At 43.4% G+C, this 18,364-nt stretch carries 12 protein-coding genes and 1 pseudogene; 10 read left to right on the forward strand and 3 right to left on the reverse strand.

Annotated features, from left to right (window positions below):
- The first annotated feature begins 33 nt into the window (after window positions 1-33).
- Window positions 34-1,592 (forward strand): annotated as a pseudogene (locus CDG61_RS05120) (flavin-containing monooxygenase).
- Window positions 1,593-1,761: 169 nt separating this feature from the next.
- Here CDG61_RS05120 and gltA read toward each other — a convergent pair.
- A complete protein-coding gene (gene gltA, locus CDG61_RS05125) occupies window positions 1,762-3,039 on the reverse strand; it encodes a citrate synthase (protein WP_087513468.1) in 1,278 nt (425 codons plus the stop codon).
- A gap of 1,020 nt (window positions 3,040-4,059) precedes the next feature.
- Between gltA and sdhC the strand changes: the two genes are divergently transcribed.
- The 9 genes from sdhC (at window position 4,060) to sucD (ending at window position 15,902) form a co-directional block, all read left to right on the forward strand.
- Window positions 4,060-4,458, forward strand: coding sequence for a succinate dehydrogenase, cytochrome b556 subunit (gene sdhC, locus CDG61_RS05130; protein WP_087513467.1), 399 nt, complete (start codon window positions 4,060-4,062; stop codon window positions 4,456-4,458).
- Window positions 4,458-4,823, forward strand: coding sequence for a succinate dehydrogenase, hydrophobic membrane anchor protein (sdhD, locus tag CDG61_RS05135; RefSeq protein ID WP_087513466.1), 366 nt, complete (start codon window positions 4,458-4,460; stop codon window positions 4,821-4,823). Before sdhC ends, sdhD begins: the two co-directional genes overlap by 1 nt.
- 12 nt (window positions 4,824-4,835) lie before the next feature.
- Entirely contained in the window at window positions 4,836-6,734 is a 1,899-nt protein-coding gene (gene sdhA / locus CDG61_RS05140) for a succinate dehydrogenase flavoprotein subunit (protein ID WP_087551168.1), read from the forward strand.
- Between the two features lie 14 nt (window positions 6,735-6,748).
- The gene (locus CDG61_RS05145) at window positions 6,749-7,459 is read left to right on the forward strand and encodes a succinate dehydrogenase iron-sulfur subunit (RefSeq protein WP_087551167.1); all 711 of its coding nucleotides are present in this window, start codon (window positions 6,749-6,751) and stop codon (window positions 7,457-7,459) included.
- A gap of 661 nt (window positions 7,460-8,120) precedes the next feature.
- Entirely contained in the window at window positions 8,121-10,958 is a 2,838-nt protein-coding gene (locus CDG61_RS05150; protein ID WP_087513463.1) for a 2-oxoglutarate dehydrogenase E1 component, read from the forward strand.
- On the forward strand, window positions 10,958-12,166 hold the full coding sequence (gene odhB / locus CDG61_RS05155; RefSeq protein ID WP_087513462.1) for a 2-oxoglutarate dehydrogenase complex dihydrolipoyllysine-residue succinyltransferase: 1,209 nt from the start codon (window positions 10,958-10,960) through the stop codon (window positions 12,164-12,166). Before CDG61_RS05150 ends, odhB begins: the two co-directional genes overlap by 1 nt.
- A 59-nt stretch (window positions 12,167-12,225) precedes the next feature.
- Window positions 12,226-13,659: a dihydrolipoyl dehydrogenase gene (gene lpdA, locus CDG61_RS05160; protein ID WP_087551166.1), complete on the forward strand. Its 1,434-nt coding sequence runs from the start codon at window positions 12,226-12,228 to the stop codon at window positions 13,657-13,659.
- Between the two features lie 173 nt (window positions 13,660-13,832).
- Window positions 13,833-14,999 carry an ADP-forming succinate--CoA ligase subunit beta gene (gene sucC / locus CDG61_RS05165; protein WP_087551165.1) on the forward strand — a complete coding sequence of 389 codons (1,167 nt, stop codon included), beginning with the start codon at window positions 13,833-13,835 and terminating at the stop codon, window positions 14,997-14,999.
- A 12-nt stretch (window positions 15,000-15,011) separates the two neighbouring features.
- Window positions 15,012-15,902, forward strand: a complete 891-nt coding sequence (gene sucD / locus CDG61_RS05170; RefSeq protein ID WP_087551164.1) for a succinate--CoA ligase subunit alpha — start codon at window positions 15,012-15,014, stop codon at window positions 15,900-15,902.
- A 51-nt stretch (window positions 15,903-15,953) separates the two neighbouring features.
- Here the strand turns inward: sucD and CDG61_RS05175 are convergent, their stop codons facing one another.
- Window positions 15,954-17,666, reverse strand: a complete 1,713-nt coding sequence (locus tag CDG61_RS05175) for a flotillin family protein (protein WP_087551163.1) — start codon at window positions 17,664-17,666, stop codon at window positions 15,954-15,956.
- A gap of 31 nt (window positions 17,667-17,697) precedes the next feature.
- Window positions 17,698-18,345 carry a YqiJ family protein gene (locus CDG61_RS05180; protein ID WP_087551162.1) on the reverse strand — a complete coding sequence of 216 codons (648 nt, stop codon included), beginning with the start codon at window positions 18,343-18,345 and terminating at the stop codon, window positions 17,698-17,700.
- Between the last annotated feature and the right edge of the window lie 19 nt (window positions 18,346-18,364).

Consider the following 18,364-nt stretch of genomic DNA (forward strand, 5'->3'; position numbering starts at 1 on the left):
GTAGAGTCAAAAAAAGCACCAGTCAAAGCTGAAGTGAAACAGGAAGCACAGCCAGAGAAAAAAGCGGATGCTGCACCTGAAGTCACTGCTAAAAAAGCCGTTGAGCCAAAGCAGACTGCTACTGAAGCTAAACAGGTTCCAGTGCATTTTATGACACTATTGTTGTTGGCGCGGGTATCTCAGGGATTGCTGCTGCTTATAAAATGAACCAGGCGGGTTATCACGACTATATCATACTGGAAAAAGCCGCACGTGTCGGTGGTACATGGCGTGATAACAACTATCCGGGTTGTGGTTGTGATGTCCCTTCAGCTGTTTATTCATTTTCCTTTTCTCCAAGCCACAAATGGAGCCATCTTTTTGCCAAACAGCCAGAAATTCTGAGCTACCTTGAAGAAGTCGTGGAGAAGTTTGATTTAGGCGGGAAAATTGAACTGAACAACGAGCTGATCAGTGCCCGATGGGATGAATCGAAACATATCTGGACTCTGGAAACATCCAAAGGTTCGTATCAGGCGAAAACAGTTGTCTTTACAACGGGGCCAATTACCGAGCCATCCACACCAAAAATTAAAGGAATAGAAACCTTTAAAGGTGAAATGTTCCATTCAGCCCGCTGGAACCATGATTATGATCTGAGTGGTAAACGTATTGCTGTGATAGGTACAGGGGCTTCTGCCATTCAGTTTGTTCCTCAGGTACAGCCTTTGGCAAAACAGCTGCTGGTGTTCCAGCGGACTGCGCCGTGGGTATTGCCAAAAGCAGATATGGATCTGAATGAGACCGCAAAAAGCGTGATTGGCAAATTCCCGGTCATTCAGGAAACATGGCGTCAGAGTATTGTGCAGATTTTAAATGGCATTAACTTTGGTCTGCGTCATCCAAAAGTGCTGAAACCGGTAAATTTCCTGAGCCGTCAGCTTCTGAAACTTCAGATCAGCGATGATGAATTACGTAAAAATGTAACTCCGAATTTTGATATTGGCTGTAAGCGTCTGCTGTTTGCAAACAACTATTATCCGGCTTTACAGCAGGACAATGTCAGTCTGATTCCACATGGTCTGGTTGAGATTGATGGTAATACTGTCATTGCTGCCAATGGTGAGCGTCATGAAGTTGATGTAATTATCCTTGGGACGGGCTTTGAGGTATCACATCCACCAATCGGTAAACGTGTTTACGATGCAGATGGTCAAGTCCTGGCTGACCGCTGGAAAGACAGTTCACCTGAAGCATACCTGGGTGCAAGCATTGAAAATGTACCGAATGCATTCCTGGTGCTGGGTCCAAATATTCTTGTATATGACTCGTTTATTGGAATTGCAGAAGCGCAGGTTGATTATATCGTCAATGGTCTGCTGAAAATGAAAGCGCAGAAATTTACCCGTTTTGAAATTAAACGTGATGTAGTGCGTTATCACAACCTGAAAGTTCAGAAACACCTGAAAACGACCGTATTTAATGCGGGTGGCTGTAAGTCTTATTATCTGGATCAGAATGGTCGTAACTTTGCAGCCTGGCCGTGGTCATTGACTGAGTTGAAAAACCGTCTGAAAGAGATGGATCTGAACCAGTACAATATTGGTTCATAACTGAAAAAGCGCAATCGTTTAAAGCCCTGACATGATTCAGGGCTTTTTTATGGTCGCAGCTTTGATGATTCATCAATGATTGCGTGCATAAAATCAGATGCTGTTCCGTCAATGCAATAAAAAAACCGCCCAAAAAGGGCGGCTTTTCAGATCAGATCATTCCGAGGAATTAACGACCCTGGATGTCACGCTGAACTTCACCAGTGTAAAGCTGACGTGGACGACCGATTTTGTAAGGACCGCTGTGCATTTCTAACCAGTGGCTGATCCAGCCAACTGTACGTGCAAGAGCGAAGATTACAGTAAACATTTCTGTTGGGATACCAATCGCTTTAAGGATGATACCTGAGTAGAAGTCTACGTTAGGGTATAAGTTACGTTTGATGAAGTATTCATCAGAAAGTGCAATACGTTCAAGTTCCATTGCAAGAGCAAGTTGTGGATCGTTGATACCAAGCGCGCTAAGCACTTCGTCGCAAGTCTCTTTCATTACTTTCGCACGTGGATCGAAGTTTTTATAAACACGGTGACCGAAGCCCATCAGTTTAACTTCTTTAGTCTTCACTTTTTCCATGAAGTCAGCAACGTTTTCTACAGTGCCGATTTCATCAAGCATCTTAAGAACAGCTTCGTTCGCGCCGCCATGAGCAGGGCCCCAAAGTGCAGAGATACCAGCTGCGATACATGCATAAGGGTTAGCGCCAGTAGAACCAGCTAAACGTACTGTAGACGTAGACGCGTTCTGTTCGTGGTCAGCATGAAGCGTAAAGATACGGTCCATTGCTTTAGCAAGAATTGGGTCAACTTTGTAGTCTTTGTCTGCTGGTGTAGCAAACATCATATACAGGAAGTTTTCAGCGTAGCTTAAGTCGTTACGCGGATACATGAATGGTTGACCAACAGTGTACTTGTAGCTCCACGCAGCAAGCGTAGGAACTTTAGCAATCAGACGAATTGCTGTAATTTCGCGGTGATCAACATTTTCAATGTCTAAGTTGTTGTGATAGAACGCAGAAAGTGCGCCTACAACACCAACCATGATCGCCATTGGGTGAGCATCACGACGGAAACCATTGAAGAAACGGCTGACCTGATCGTGAACCATAGTGTGGTTACGTACTTTAGCGTCAAACTCTACTTTCTGTTCAGCAGTAGGAAGTTCACCGTTTAACAACAGGTAGCAGGTTTCAAGGTAATCTGCTTTAGTTGCAAGCTGGTCAATTGGATAACCACGGTGCAGAAGAACACCTTTACCACCATCGATGAAAGTGATTTTAGACTCGCACGCAGCAGTAGCCATAAAACCAGGATCAAAAGTGAAGTGACCTGCGGCCAACACATCTTTAACGTCGATTACATCTGGGCCCAATGTGCCGCTGTAAATTGGTAATTCAATTTCTTTGCCATCAAGCTGTAAAACGGCTTTCTTGCCAGTTGCTTCAGACATTCAATAGATCTCCTGTCCCGGTGAATGTATATCTGACTCGTAGTACTAATCTTTTAATGCGCGAATCAGACGGATCGAAAATTTGCTACTAGATTAGTGAGTACTGAAATTTTGTCAATTATACTTATGGATAAAAATGACACTATCAAAAGAAGTTTTGTCATAAAATATTCACATAAAAAATGAATAAAATCACAGCACCGACGCATTATAATAAGTTAAATAGGGTTACAGGTGCATAAAAAAATATAAGTATCGTTTTAATTGTAAGTAATTTTAAACAGGGGCTTTTATATTAACTTTGCAGCTAAAAGACAGAAAAATGAAATTAAATTTATATATTATTCATAACTTAGAGACAGGTGAGTGATTTTGTGTGGCTCGGAAAATACTGGAGTTTTATCATTAATAATAATTTTTAATGTGAACTGACTGATTAAAAAATGACTGATTGAACTTTACTTGTTGATTAAAAAATAATCATGAGTGGTTGTGAAATAAATATATTCGACTAAAGATTAATCGTAAGCCCGGACTGTTTTAAAGTTATTCACATACTAAGTTATTATTTCATTTGGTGATATTGAGATGTTATTTGAATTTTGTGATGGTCTGTATTTAATTACTAAATACAGCATCCTGAAAAACAACAATAAATGTGTCGGGTTGATGCGTGATGAAATTTCTTTTTTGTTCGCCTTTAGTCTATTGTACATCTCTTTTTTTATCATTTATGTGTTGAGCTTGTGAAGTCTTTAATCCATAAAAACCAATGGTATAGGTTGGTTTAGCCTGAGACTGAGTGTGTGCTTTTGTGTTGTTTTAATTGTTAATGATTCTTATTTAAAGACTTTTTGTTGAAAACAGATTTGTCATTGTTTGTATTTTGACAGTTCACGTTTTATAATTCAGTGTCGTTTTAAGTTCAGGTACTGCTGAAGTAGGTGCAGTAGCCCGAACAATGCCAGCTTTCCTTCGAATTAATTCCAACAAACTCCGGATGGAGTTTTTACTTACAGGATGCCCGCTGTGAAAAGCAACAGACCTGTCAATTTGTCCATGGGTCAAGTTTTAGATGTAAACTTAAAATCCCCTGTGGCTATTGCATCAATTCTACACCGTCTTTCTGGTGTCATCGTATTTTTACTCGTACCTGTACTTCTGTGGCTTCTGGATAAGTCATTGTCTTCGCCTGAAGGTTTTGCTCAGGTTCAGGCAATCTTCGGTGGCTTTATAGTACGTTTCATCGTATGGGTATTCGTAGCCGGCTTACTGTTCCATTTCATTATGGGTATTAAGCATCTTCTTGCAGACCTTGGTTTTGCAGAGGAACTGCAAAGCGGTCGTGTAGCATCTACTGTTGCACTGATCCTGGCTGCGATTTCTGTTATCGCATCATTTGTATGGATTGTTCTCTGATGAAAAGTGCTACAGGTTTAACCGGTTCAGGTTCCCGCGATTGGTTTATCCAGCGTGTAAGTGCTGTCGTTCTGGCAGTTTATACGGTTGTTGTTCTGGGTTGGATCCTTTGTAATGGTGGTTTCAACTACGAGCAATGGTTTGGCTTCATGATGACAGTTCCAATGAAGATTTTATCTTTACTGGCAGTCTTATCACTTGTTGCACACGCATGGATTGGTATGTGGCAGGTATTCACTGACTACGTGACTACCCGTCAGATGGGTCCTTCAGCATCAGGCTTGCGTCTTGTTCTGACTTCAGCAGTTATTCTTGCTGTGTTTGCATACGCAATCTGGGCAATCCAGATTTTTTGGGCGAATTGATAGGAAAAAATCATGGGCGCTATAACCCCTAAAGAAGATTACACAAATATTCCACACCTGACTTTCGATGCAGTCATCGTTGGTGGTGGTGGTTCAGGTATGCGTGCTTCGTACCAACTTGCTCAAGCTGGTTTAAAAGTTGCAGTATTAACCAAAGTATTCCCAACACGTTCTCATACTGTTGCAGCGCAGGGTGGTATTGGTGCTTCCCTGGGTAACATGCAGGAAGACAACTGGCACTACCACTTCTATGACACTGTAAAAGGTTCAGACTGGTTAGGTGATCAGGATGCGATCGAGTATATGACTCGTGAAGCTCCTCAGGTTGTTTATGAACTTGAACACCTGGGTATGCCTTTTGACCGTAACGCAGATGGTACGATTTACCAGCGTCCATTCGGTGGACACGCTGCAAACTACGGTGAAAAGCCAGTTCCACGTGCCTGTGCAGCTGCTGACCGTACAGGTCACGCGCTTCTTCACACGCTTTATCAAAGCAACGTGAAAATGGGTACACAGTTCTTTGTTGAATGGATTGCGCTTGATCTGATCCGTAACGAAGCAGGTGATGTACTGGGTGTAACTGCGATTGACCAGGAAACTGGTAATATTGCTGTATTCCAGGGTAAAGCTACGCTGTTCGCTACAGGCGGTGCAGGTCGTGTTTACCGTGCATCTACAAATGCTTATATCAACACTGGTGACGGTCTTGGTATGGCAGCCCGTGCTGGTATTCCATTACAGGATATGGAATTCTGGCAGTTCCACCCAACAGGTGTTGCAGGCGCAGGTGTACTGCTGACTGAAGGCTGTCGTGGTGAAGGTGCGATCCTTCGTAACGATTCTGGTGAACCGTTCATGGAGCGTTATGCACCTACTTTAAAAGATCTGGCGCCACGTGACTTCGTATCACGTTCTATGGATCAGGAAATTAAAGAAGGTCGTGGCTGTGGTCCTAAGAAAGACTACATTCTGCTTGATATGACGCACCTGGGTGCTGACACGATCATGAAACGTCTGCCATCTGTATTCGAGATCGGTAAGAAATTTGCGAACGTGGACATCACTAAAGAGCCGATTCCAGTTGTTCCTACAATCCATTATCAGATGGGTGGTATTCCTACAAACATTCATGGTCAGGTTGTTCTGCCTGAAAGCCCTGAAACTGTAGCATTTGAAGCGAACTACGATAAAGATACCGGTGTTTATTCACACAATGCTGGTGAGCGTAACTTCACTAAGCCTGTAAAAGGTTTCTATGCGATCGGTGAATGTTCATGTGTATCTGTACATGGTGCAAACCGTTTAGGTACAAACTCGCTGCTTGACCTTGTTGTATTTGGTAAAGCTGCTGGTGAACACATCATTGACTATGTAACCAAGCATCATGGTGATGAATATACGCCACTGCCAACAACTGTGCTTGAAAACACACTGAAACGTATCCGTCATCTTGATGATTCGACTTCAGGTGAAAATGCTCAGGAAGTTGCTGATGCAATCCGTGACATCGTTCAGGATCACGCTGGTGTATTCCGTACATCTGCATTGCTTGAAGAAGGTGTTAAGCAGATTCTTGCAATTGAACCGCGTGTTCGTAACATCCATCTGAAAGACAAATCCAAAGTATTCAACACTGCACGTGTTGAAGCACTTGAAGTTGAAAACCTGTATGAAGTTGCGAAAGCTACTCTGATTTCAGCAGCTGCCCGTAAAGAATGTCGTGGTGCGCATACGGTGGTTGATTTTGAAGAATCACCAGATCACCCAGCTTATCCTTATGGCCGTCGTGATGATGAATGGATGAAACACACATTATGGTTCTCTGCTGATAACCATCTTGAGTACAAGCCAGTGCGTTATAACCCGCTGTCTGTTGAACCAATTCCACCTAAACCACGTACATTCTAATTAGGAGAAGTAAGATGAGTAGAGGTACTCGTACATTTAATATCTACCGCTACGATCCTGATAAGGATAAAGCACCGTACATGCAGACTTTTAAACTGGAACTGACTGATAAGCACCGTATGTTGCTTGATGCTCTTCTGGCACTGAAAGTTGAAGATGAATCTTTAACGTTCCGTCGTTCTTGCCGTGAAGGTATCTGTGGTTCTGATGGTGTGAACATCAACGGTAAAAATGGTCTGGCTTGTCTCTGGAACCTGAACGATTTACCTAACGAAATCACAATCCGTCCTTTACCAGGTCTTCCTGTTGTAAAAGATCTTGTTGTGGATATGAATCAGTTCTACGATCAGTATGACAAAATTCAGCCATTCCTGATCAACAACCAGCCAGCACCTGCTAAAGAGCGTTTACAGTCTCCTGAAGACCGTGAACACCTTGATGGTCTGTATGAATGTATTCTTTGTGCATGCTGTTCAACTTCATGCCCGTCATTCTGGTGGAACCCGGACAAATTCCTGGGTCCTTCAGCACTGTTGAATGCATACCGTTTCATTATTGATTCGCGTGATACAGCAACTCAGGACCGTCTGGCACGTCTTGACGACCCGTTCTCTCTGTTCCGCTGTAAGGGTATTATGAACTGCGTGTCAGTTTGCCCTAAAGGTCTGAATCCTACAAAAGCAATTGGTCACATCCGCAGCATGCTGCTTGATATGGCTGGTTAATTTTTCCGGATCAAAAAAAGCACATCTCAGGATGTGCTTTTTTTATGTGTTGTAAGACGGTTAGATTGTCTGAAAATTCTGAATAAAAATGTTATGATGTAACGATATCAGAGGACAGTTCGAGCAGTGTCCTTTTTTATTATGGAAAATTTGATGGTTAATTGTACTTTAGTCTCTCTTGCAAGCAGTTTTTGAATAAAGCACCATATGTTAGATTAAAATATGATGTATGTATTTAGCTGGTTTATGGGAGGTATGTGTCAATTAAATCAATTGAGAGTTGAGAACATGTTACGATTTGACATATCGCTGTATGTGAAAAATGTGCCCGTTATATGTACATTTTCTCAACATTTGCAAATCAGCAAACAGTATATAAATATTCAGTAATCGCTTTAGAAAAGGTAAATCAGAACAGTTACTTTTTCTAAGTCGATTTGCAAAAAATTGCCCAGCCTGGGTTGGGTATTGATGAGTGATGATGCCATTGAGGGCGTTATGATTCATTATTCATACTGGGTAACGCCAGTGTGGTGATAACGCCTCATGGCTTATGTCAGATGAGGACTAATGTCATATTACCAATTTGACATTATTAATCATGGGTTGTGCTTAAAAAGCATCCTGAAAAATGTTTTTGCAATAGGAAATGGGTCCACAAATGCAAGAAGTTGCTGACGCACTGCGTCTTGACACTGAACTTTCCGCTGATAGTGCAGCGTATATTGAAGAACTTTATGAGCAGTATTTGACGGCTCCAGACTCAGTAGGTGCTGACTGGCGTGAATACTTCGATAAATTCCCGAAAGGTGACCAGCCACACAGTAATGTACGTGAGCAATTCCTTTTACTGGGTCGTAATTCAAGCCGTGTCCAGCCAGTTGTTCAAAGCGCAGTCAGTTCTGAACATGAACGTCGCCAGATTGGTGTATTGCAGTTAATTGCAGCATATCGTAACCGTGGTCATCAAAAAGCAAAACTGGATCCATTAGGTCTGGCTAAACGTGAAGACGTGCCTGATCTTGATCTTGCTGCACATGGTTTGACTAAATCTGATCTTGATACTGTATTTAATGCCGGTAATCTTGCAATTGGTAAAACTGAAGCAACTTTAGGTGAAATGGTTAACGCGATGGAAGCAACATATTGTGCTTCTATTGGTGTTGAATACATGCACATTGTTGATACCAAAGAAAAACGCTGGATTCAGCAACGCCTTGAAGGTGCTCGTGGTCAGTTTGGTTTTTCTGCAGAGCAGAAGAAACACGTACTTGAGCGTCTGACAGCTGCTGAAGGCCTGGAAAAATTCCTGGGCAATAAATACGTTGGTGCTAAACGCTTTGGTGTGGAAGGTGGTGAATCTTTCATTCCTATGGTGAACGAACTGATTCAGCGTGCTGGTTCTGTAGGCTGTAAAGAAGTTGTGATCGGGATGCCACACCGTGGTCGTCTGAACCTGCTTGTAAATATCATGGGTAAAAACCCGGCAGACCTTTTTGGTGAATTTGAAGGCAAATCACTGCATAAAAAAGGTTCTGGTGACGTTAAGTACCACCAGGGTTTCTCTTCAAACGTAATGACACCAGGCGGAGAAGTTCACCTGGCACTGGCATTCAACCCATCGCATCTTGAAATCGTTGGACCTGTAGTTGAAGGTTCTGTACGTGCGCGTCAGGTTCGTCGTAAAGACATCGGTGGTGATGACGTATTACCGGTGATTGTACATGGTGATGCTGCATTTGCAGGTCAGGGCGTGAACCAGGAAACTTTCCAGATGTCACAGACTCGTGGTTACACAGTCGGTGGTACGGTTCATATTGTTGTCAATAACCAGGTTGGTTTCACAACATCTGATCCACGCGATGCACGTTCTACAGAATACTGTACAGATATCGCAAAAATGATCCAGGCACCGATTTTCCATGTGAACGGTGATGATCCTGAATCTGTTCTGTTTGTTTCTCAGCTTGCTCACGACTTCCGTCACACATTCCGTAAGGATGTTGTGATTGATATGTTCTGTTACCGTCGTCGTGGCCACAACGAGGCAGACGAGCCAGCTGCAACTCAGCCAATGATGTATCAGGTGATCAACAAAAAAGCGACTACACGTACGCTTTATGCAGATCAGCTTGTACAGCAGAATGTACTTGACCGTGCTGCTGCTGATGCAATGGTTGAAAAATACCGTGAAGACCTTGAAGCAGGCAACCATGTTGCCAATGCACTTGTTCTTGAGCCAAATACGAAAATGTTCGTAGACTGGACACCGTATTTAGGTCACGAATATACAGATGTATGGGATACAACATTCCCGATCGAACGCCTGAAAGAGCTTGGCACAAAAATGCGTGAGTTGCCTGAAGGCTTCGTGATGCAGCGTCAGGTTTCAAAAGTCATCGATGACCGTTTAAAAATGCAGACAGGCGAAATGCCGCTGAACTGGGGCGCAGCTGAAACTTTAGCTTATGCTTCCATTCTAGATGATGGTTACCTTGTACGTCTGACTGGTGAAGACGTTGGTCGTGGTACATTCTCACACCGTCATGCAAAACTGCATAACCAGGTGGATGGTTCGGTTTATATCCCACTTTGCCATATCAAAGAAAATCAGCCACGTACTGCAATCTATGACTCTCTGTTGTCAGAAATGGCTGTACTTGCATTTGAATATGGTTATGCAACGACACTGCCGCACAGTTTAATTATCTGGGAAGCGCAGTTCGGTGACTTCGCAAACTGTGCGCAGGTTGTGATCGATCAGTTCATTTCTTCTGGTGAAACCAAATGGGAACGTGTGTGCGGTTTAACACTGCTTCTTCCACATGGTTTTGAAGGTCAGGGTCCAGAGCATTCATCTGCACGTCTTGAACGTTTCCTTCAGTTATGTGCTGAAGAAAATATGCAGGTGATCACTCCGACTACGCCAGCTCAGATTTTCCATGCGATGCGTCGTCAGGCAATCCGCCCAATCCGTAAGCCAATGATCGTGACTTCACCGAAGTCATTACTTCGTCACAAACTTGCGACATCTACTCTGGATGAACTGGCTACCGGTACATTCCAGACTGTGATTGATGAAGTGGATAACATCAACAAAGCTGACGTAACACGTCTGGTACTGTGTGGTGGTAAGGTTTATTACGATCTGCTTGAAAAACGTCGTGAAGAAAATCTGAATATTGCAATTGTCCGTGTTGAACAGTTGTATCCATATCCAGAACAGCGTCTTGCAGAAGTACTGGCTACTTATCCAAACATCAAAGAACTTGTATGGTGTCAGGAAGAGCCGAAGAACCAGGGCGCGTGGCTGTTTATCGCACCTCGTTTATACGAAGGCGTAATGAAATCCGGTCAACAAATTAAAATCAGCTACGCAGGTCGTGAAGCTTCAGCTGCACCTGCTTGTGGCTCACCTTACTTGCACGCAAAACAACAAGCTCAGCTCGTATTTGACGCACTTGCGATCGTAGCTGATCAATCAGGAGAAACTAAATAATGGCAACCGAAATTAAAGCACCGGTATTTCCAGAGTCAGTTGCTGACGGTACGATTGCGACCTGGCACAAACAACCAGGTGAAGCTGTATCACGCGATGAAGTAATCTGTGATATTGAAACTGATAAAGTTGTTCTGGAAGTGGTTGCTCCTGCTGATGGTACTATTTCTGCAATCATCAAAAATGAAGGCGATACAGTTCTTTCATCTGAAGTGATTGCACAGTTTGAAGAAGGTGCTGTTTCTGGCGCTGCTGCAACTGAAGCTGTTCAGTCTGAACAAAAAGTTGAACAGGCTGCTTCAAATACTCAGGCAGGTGCTGCACCTGTTGTTGAGCGTGCTCAGCCAGTTGCTGATCAGGCACCAGCGGTACGTAAAGCATTGACTGAAACCGGTATTGCAGCTGCTGACGTAGCGGGTACAGGTCGTGGTGGTCGCATCACTAAAGAAGATGTTGCAAATCATCAGGCTAAACCGGCTGCTGCACCTTTAAGCGTTGCTGTTGGCGAGCGTATTGAAAAACGTGTTCCTATGACTCGTCTGCGTAAGCGTGTTGCTGAGCGTCTGCTTGCAGCGACTCAGGAAACTGCAATGCTGACTACGTTCAACGAAGTCAACATGAAGCCAATCATGGAAATGCGTGCACAGTACAAAGATGCGTTTGAAAAACGCCATGGTGCTCGTTTAGGTTTCATGTCTTTCTTTGTTAAAGCAGCAACTGAAGCGCTGAAACGCTACCCAGCTGTAAATGCTTCTATTGATGGCGAAGATATCGTTTATCACGGTTTCTATGACATCGGTGTAGCGGTTTCTTCTGAGCGTGGTCTGGTTGTACCTGTACTTCGTGATACTGATCGCATGAACTATGCAGAAGTTGAAAACGGTATCCGTGCATATGCTGGTAAAGCGCGTGACGGTAAACTGGGTATTGAAGACATGACTGGCGGTACATTCACTATTACTAATGGTGGTACTTTCGGTTCATTACTTTCTACACCTATTCTGAACACACCACAGACTGCTATTCTGGGTATGCATAAAATCCAGGATCGTCCAATGGCTGTAAATGGTCAGGTTGAAATTCTGCCGATGATGTATCTGGCACTTTCTTATGACCACCGTTTAATCGATGGTAAAGAAGCAGTAGGTTTCCTTGTTGCAATTAAAGAATTGCTTGAAGAGCCAGCTCGTTTAATCCTTGATCTTTAATTCTTACGAATAACAATACGGGCTTAGGGTGATCCTCTAAGCCCGTTTCTGGAGATAGCATGTCTCAGTTTGATTTAGTAGTAATCGGCGGTGGACCAGGTGGTTATGAAGCAGCGATCCGTGCTGCACAGCTTGGTTTCAAAGTTGCGTGTATCGAAAAACGTGTACACAAAGGTAAACCATCTCTGGGTGGTACTTGCTTAAACGTAGGTTGTATCCCTTCTAAAGCATTGCTTGATTCTTCACATCACTATGAAGATACACTTCATGGATTGGATGTACACGGAATCTCAGTTGAAAATGTTCAATTGGATCTTCAAAAACTTCTTGCGCGTAAAGACAAAGTTGTTGATAACTTAACTGGTGGTGTTGCTCAATTATTAAAAGGCAACGGCATCGAGTGGTTACAGGGTACTGGTAAATTACTTGCAGGTAAAAAAGTTGAATTCACACCATTAGAAGGTAGTGATGTTCAGGTTTTAGAACCTAAATTCGTAATCCTTGCGACAGGTTCTGTTCCTGTAAACATTCCTGTAGCAAAAGTCGATGAAGACTTAATCGTTGACTCAACTGGCGCGCTGGAATTCCAGGAAGTGCCTAAACGTCTTGGCGTAATCGGTGCAGGCGTTATTGGTCTTGAACTTGGTTCTGTATGGCGTCGTCTGGGTTCTGAAGTTGTTGTGTTTGAAGCACTGGATGCATTCTTACCAATGGCAGACAAAGCTTTGGCTAAAGACTACCAGAAACTGTTGACTAAACAGGGTTTAGACATTCGTGTAGGTGCTAAAGTTGCGGGTACTGAGATTAACGGTCGTGAAGTGACTGTTCAATATACTCAAGGCGGCGAAGACAAAACTCAGACTTTCGATAAACTGATCGTTTGTGTAGGTCGTAAAGCGTATGCAGAAGGTTTACTGGCTGAAGACTCAGGCATTAAATTGACTGAACGTGGTCTGGTTGAAGTAAACGACTGGTGTGCGACTTCTGTTGAAGGCGTATATGCAATTGGTGACCTGGTTCGTGGTCCAATGCTTGCACATAAAGCAATGGAAGAGGGTGTAATGGCTGTTGAACGTATGCATGGTCATGCGGCTCAAATCAACTATGACACCATCATCAGCGTAATCTACACACACCCTGAAGCGGCGTGGGTGGGTTTAACTGAAGAACAGGCAAAAGAAAAAGGGCATGAAGTTAAAACTGGTCAGTTCCCATTTGCGGTGAATGGTCGTGCTTTAGCTGCCAATGAATCTGCTGGTTTCGTGAAGTTTGTTGCTGATGCGAAAACGGATCGTTTACTGGGTATGCACATCATTGGTCCTGGCGCATCTGACATCGTTCACCAGGGTATGATTGCGCTTGAGTTTGTATCTTCTGTTGAAGACTTACAGCTGATGACTTTTGGTCACCCAACGTATTCAGAAGTGGTTCATGAGGCTGCACTTGCAGTGGATGGACGTGCGATTCATGCGATTCAGCGTAAACGCAAATAAGATCACAAAAAGAGCGGTTTATACCGCTCTTTTTTACGTAATGGTGGTTGTTTTTAAAAGAACAATCATCTAAAAATAAAAGAACAAATTTTAATAATTGCCAATGGTTTGACATGGCGTATGCCGAAATATTGGCAGGTAATAACAACGTGAAAAGTAGTAAAAGGTAAAAAATGAATTTACATGAGTATCAATCGAAAGCGCTGTTAAAAAAATATGGTATGCCAGTGCAGGAAGGCATTTTAATTACGACATCCGATGAAGCATCGAAAGCATTTGACCAGATCGGTGGCAAATTTGCAGTCATGAAAGCTCAGGTTCATGCAGGCGGACGTGGTAAAGCAGGCGGCGTTAAAGTTGTAAAATCTGCCGATGAAGCAGCCGAATATGCCAGAAACTTGATTGGTACAAATTTAGTGACTTATCAAACCGATGCCAATGGTCAGCCGGTAAACAGTATTCTGGTGTGCGAAGATGTTTATCCTGTGGAGCGTGAGCTTTATTTAGGTGCAGTGGTAGACCGTTCAAGCCGTCGTGTAACGTTTATGGCATCGACTGAAGGCGGTGTTGAAATTGAAAAAGTTGCAGAAGAAACGCCTGAAAAAATTATCAAAGTAGAAGTCGATCCACTGGTCGGTTTGTTGCCGTTCCAGGCACGTGATGTTGCATTTCAGCTGGGTTTGAAAGATAAACAGATTGCTCAGTTTGTCACGATTATGACAGGTGCATATCAGGCATTTGTTGAAAATGATTTTGCCTTGTTTGAAATCAATCCACTTTCAGTCCGTGAAAATGGAGATATTCTGTGTGTAGATGCAAAAATCGGTATCGACTCAAATGCGTTATACCGCCTTCCTGAAATTTCAGCGATGCGTGATAAATCTCAGGAAAATGAACGTGAGCTGAAAGCTTCTGAGTTTGATCTGAACTATGTTGCTTTAGAAGGTAACATTGGTTGTATGGTGAATGGTGCAGGTCTTGCAATGGCAACCATGGATATCATTAAACTGTATGGTGGTCAGCCTGCAAACTTCCTGGACGTCGGTGGCGGTGCAACCAAAGACCGTGTGATTGAAGCATTTAAAATCATTCTTTCAGATACATCTGTACAGGGTGTATTGATCAATATCTTCGGTGGTATTGTACGTTGTGACATGATTGCTGAAGCAATTATTGCAGCGGTTCAGGAAGTAAATGTGACTGTACCTGTGGTTGTCCGTTTAGAAGGGAACAATGCAGAGTTAGGTGCAAAATTACTGGATGAATCAGGTTTGAAATTGATTTCTGCGAACGGTCTGGCCGATGCTGCAGAAAAAGTTGTTGCTGCAGTGAAAGCGTAAGGAGTATCAATCATGAGCGTATTAATTAATAAAGACACTAAAGTATTGGTACAGGGCTTTACGGGTAAAAATGGTACTTTCCATTCAGCGCAGGCACTGGATTATGGAACAAAAGTGGTGGGTGGGGTAACGCCAGGCAAGGGTGGAACAACTCATCTGGATTTACCTGTATTCAACACCATGCGTGAAGCTGTAAAAGCAACTGGCGCAAATGCAACCTCTATTTATGTTCCTGCACCATTTGTGCTGGATTCAATCGTTGAAGCGATTGATTCTGGTATTGAACTGATTGTGGTGATTACTGAGGGTGTACCGACTTTAGACATGCTGAAAGCTAAGCGTTACCTGGAAACCTATGGTAATGGCGCACGTTTGATTGGTCCTAACTGTCCAGGGATTATCACACCGGGTGAATGTAAGATCGGAATTATGCCTGGGCATATTCATCAGTCCGGTAAAATCGGGATTATTTCACGTTCAGGTACATTGACCTATGAAGCGGTTGCCCAGACGACCAAGCTGGGTTTAGGTCAGTCTACATGTATTGGTATTGGTGGTGATCCAATTCCAGGGATGAACCAGATTGACTGTCTGAAACTGTTCCAGGACGATCCACAGACTGAAGCCATCATTATGATCGGTGAAATTGGTGGTACTGCGGAAGAAGAAGCAGCTGAATATATTCAGTCCAATGTGACTAAGCCAGTTGTAGGTTATATTGCAGGTGTGACTGCGCCGAAAGGTAAGCGTATGGGTCACGCAGGTGCGATTATTTCTGGTGGAAAAGGTACGGCAGAAGAAAAGTTTGCTGCATTTGAAAAAGCGGGTATGGCTTATACACGCAGTCCAGCAGAGCTGGGCTCCACCATGCTTGAAGTTCTGAAAAAGCAAGGTCTGGCTTAATCTCTAAGCTGTAAAAAAGCCCTCATAAGAGGGCTTTTTTTTGGGAGGTGATTACTCAGGTTTATGCAGTGGCTTCAGACTTTGGGTCAGTCCATTAATGTCTCCGCCCTGAATGCCCAGTTCGTTCATCAGGCTGTCTATCAAAGGTGCCTGAGAGCGATAACGCAGTGCACTGTTCACCACCTGATCGGACAGGGGAATATTGCTGTTATCAGACTGAGCTTCTCCTGAAGATGCAGTACCTGCACCATGCAGACCATTGACCTGCAAAATCTTAATATCGTCAATGTTTTCCATAGGCTTAACACTTTCACGGATAATTTCAGGTAAGTATTTAAGCAGGGCAAGACGGATCTGCATTTCAACCTGTTCGCTTGAAAGTACGTTGTTGGCTTCATTGACCGCACGTGTACCTTCTGCATCGACCTGATACTGTTTTTCCATCGCCTGAGCCAACAGGACTTTAGCATCTGCTTCACCTTTGGCTTTCAAACGGACTTTCTCAGCTTCAGCTTCGGCAGAAATACGGATGGCTTCAGCTTCATCTGCTGCTGCTTTTTTACCTGCATCTGCGGCAACTGTGATGGCAATGGCATCTTTTTCTGCAGCCTGTTTTGCAGCGACCAGTTCAACCGCTTTTTCACGTTCTGCACGTTGAGTATCACGAACGGTCTGAACTTCTTCTTCTGCTTTTACCGCCTGAGCACGTGCCTGGTCAGCCTGAGCTTTGGCTTCTGACTCGGCACGGGATTTTTCTGCAATGGCAATTGCTCGATCCTGTTCAGCCAGCTCAATGGTTTTTTTCTGTTCAACCTGAGCTTTCTGAATAAGCTGGGCTTTCTGAATATTTTCATTTTCAACATCACGGGCAGAAGCAATCCGTTTCAGTTCAACTTCACGTTCAGCTGCAATCTGAGCTTCTTCTGCTTCACGTTTTTTTGCTGCTTCCTGTGCTGCAATTTCAGATAACTGTTCAGCACGACGGACAGCAATTTCACGTTCCTGCTGTAATTTTGCATATTCTTCTTCACGTAAAATCTGTAAGCGTGCCTGCTCAGCTTCGAGATTTTTAGTTTTAATCGCCAGATCCGTATCCTGTTCAATATGGTTACGTTTACGGCGGCGGTCTTCAATGGTTTCAGTCAGCTTGGTCAGACCTTCAGCATCAAAAGCATTCTGAGGGTTGAAATATTTAAATCCAGTCTGATCCAGACCGGTCAGTGAAACAGTTTCAAGTTCCAGACCATTTTTGAAAAGATCTTCGGATACAACCTGCTGAACTTTCTGAACAAAGTCGACGCGTTTTTCATGCAGTTCTTCCATCGCCATTTCGGCAGCAACGGCACGCAGCGAGTCTACAAACTTACCTTCAACCAGGTTTTTCAGTTCATTGGGTGACATGGTTTTCTGACCCAGAGTCTGAGCTGCGGTTGCAATGGATTCTGCGGTTGGTTTTACACGGACATAAAATTCTGCCATGACATCAACACGCATACGGTCACGGGTAATCAAGGCCTGATCATCTGCACGTCTGACTTCAAGACGTAAAGTATTCATGTTGACCGGAATGGTTTCATGTAAAACAGGGAGAACGATTGCACCACCACCCAGAATGACTTTTTCACCACCGAAACCGGTTCTGACAAAAGAGATTTCTTTACTTGAACGGCGATAGAGTCTGGCAATTATTATTCCAATAACCACAAAGGCGACAAGGATGACACCTGCAATAATTAAAATATTCATGAGGTTTGAGTTCAGCATTGTTTATTATTCCAAAGGTTTTAATAAAAATTTATACAGATACTGCAAGAAAGCCTATACTGGTCTTTTCAGATAAAATAACGGATTGTCCCTGACTGAAGATTTCATCGTCTTCAGGTTCGACGAGTATGTAATGGACCTGACCAAACTGATCTTTGACTTTAGCCTGGGCAGGGGAGTGCTGTTTTGCTTCACCAAGAATAATAACGGCTGTCCGACCAATCAGTTCTTCACTGAAAATAGCAGTCGTTTCATCTTTGGGTAAAATTTTTGCAATCAGCATACTGCTGTATCTGACCAGTGGCATACAGATAAACAGGCAGGCAGGAGCAATAATCCAGGCAGAAAAATAATGTGATGTAAACTGATAAAAAACGGTCTGTGCGATCAGACCTGTCAGACCATAGATGGTCAGGAAAATAATCAGCCAGATCAGCAGGGGTACACGACCGATATACAGCCAGTCCAGCAACTGAATAAACAGGTTTGGGCTGCTATCCATGCCAGTATCAGCATGCTGGGGAGAAGTGGACAGGTCATCAGGTAAAAACTGATCCAGCAGACCCTGAGAGCCTCCACCGGCAATCAGCAGCATTAATTCCAGAATACCCAGCATGAACATCAGGCTTAGACTGATACTGAAGGCATAATTGGACGGATGGGTAATCAGTTCCCACATTGCATATTTTCTCTATTGT

Source organism: Acinetobacter sp. WCHAc010052 (assembly GCF_002165295.2).
In the GTDB taxonomy this organism is placed as follows: domain Bacteria; phylum Pseudomonadota; class Gammaproteobacteria; order Pseudomonadales; family Moraxellaceae; genus Acinetobacter; species Acinetobacter chinensis.

Excerpts from the sequence above, each read along its gene's own strand:
- gltA (WP_087513468.1), bottom strand. The coding sequence starts at position 3,039 with ATGTCTGAAGCAACTGGCAAGAAAGCCGTTTTACAGCTTGATGGCAAA.
- sdhC (WP_087513467.1), top strand. The coding sequence starts at position 4,060 with ATGCCCGCTGTGAAAAGCAACAGACCTGTCAATTTGTCCATGGGTCAA.
- sdhD (WP_087513466.1), top strand. The coding sequence starts at position 4,458 with ATGAAAAGTGCTACAGGTTTAACCGGTTCAGGTTCCCGCGATTGGTTT.
- sdhA (WP_087551168.1), top strand. The coding sequence starts at position 4,836 with ATGGGCGCTATAACCCCTAAAGAAGATTACACAAATATTCCACACCTG.
- CDG61_RS05145 (WP_087551167.1), top strand. The coding sequence starts at position 6,749 with ATGAGTAGAGGTACTCGTACATTTAATATCTACCGCTACGATCCTGAT.
- CDG61_RS05150 (WP_087513463.1), top strand. The coding sequence starts at position 8,121 with ATGCAAGAAGTTGCTGACGCACTGCGTCTTGACACTGAACTTTCCGCT.
- odhB (WP_087513462.1), top strand. The coding sequence starts at position 10,958 with ATGGCAACCGAAATTAAAGCACCGGTATTTCCAGAGTCAGTTGCTGAC.
- lpdA (WP_087551166.1), top strand. The coding sequence starts at position 12,226 with ATGTCTCAGTTTGATTTAGTAGTAATCGGCGGTGGACCAGGTGGTTAT.
- sucC (WP_087551165.1), top strand. The coding sequence starts at position 13,833 with ATGAATTTACATGAGTATCAATCGAAAGCGCTGTTAAAAAAATATGGT.
- sucD (WP_087551164.1), top strand. The coding sequence starts at position 15,012 with ATGAGCGTATTAATTAATAAAGACACTAAAGTATTGGTACAGGGCTTT.
- CDG61_RS05175 (WP_087551163.1), bottom strand. The coding sequence starts at position 17,666 with ATGCTGAACTCAAACCTCATGAATATTTTAATTATTGCAGGTGTCATC.
- CDG61_RS05180 (WP_087551162.1), bottom strand. The coding sequence starts at position 18,345 with ATGTGGGAACTGATTACCCATCCGTCCAATTATGCCTTCAGTATCAGT.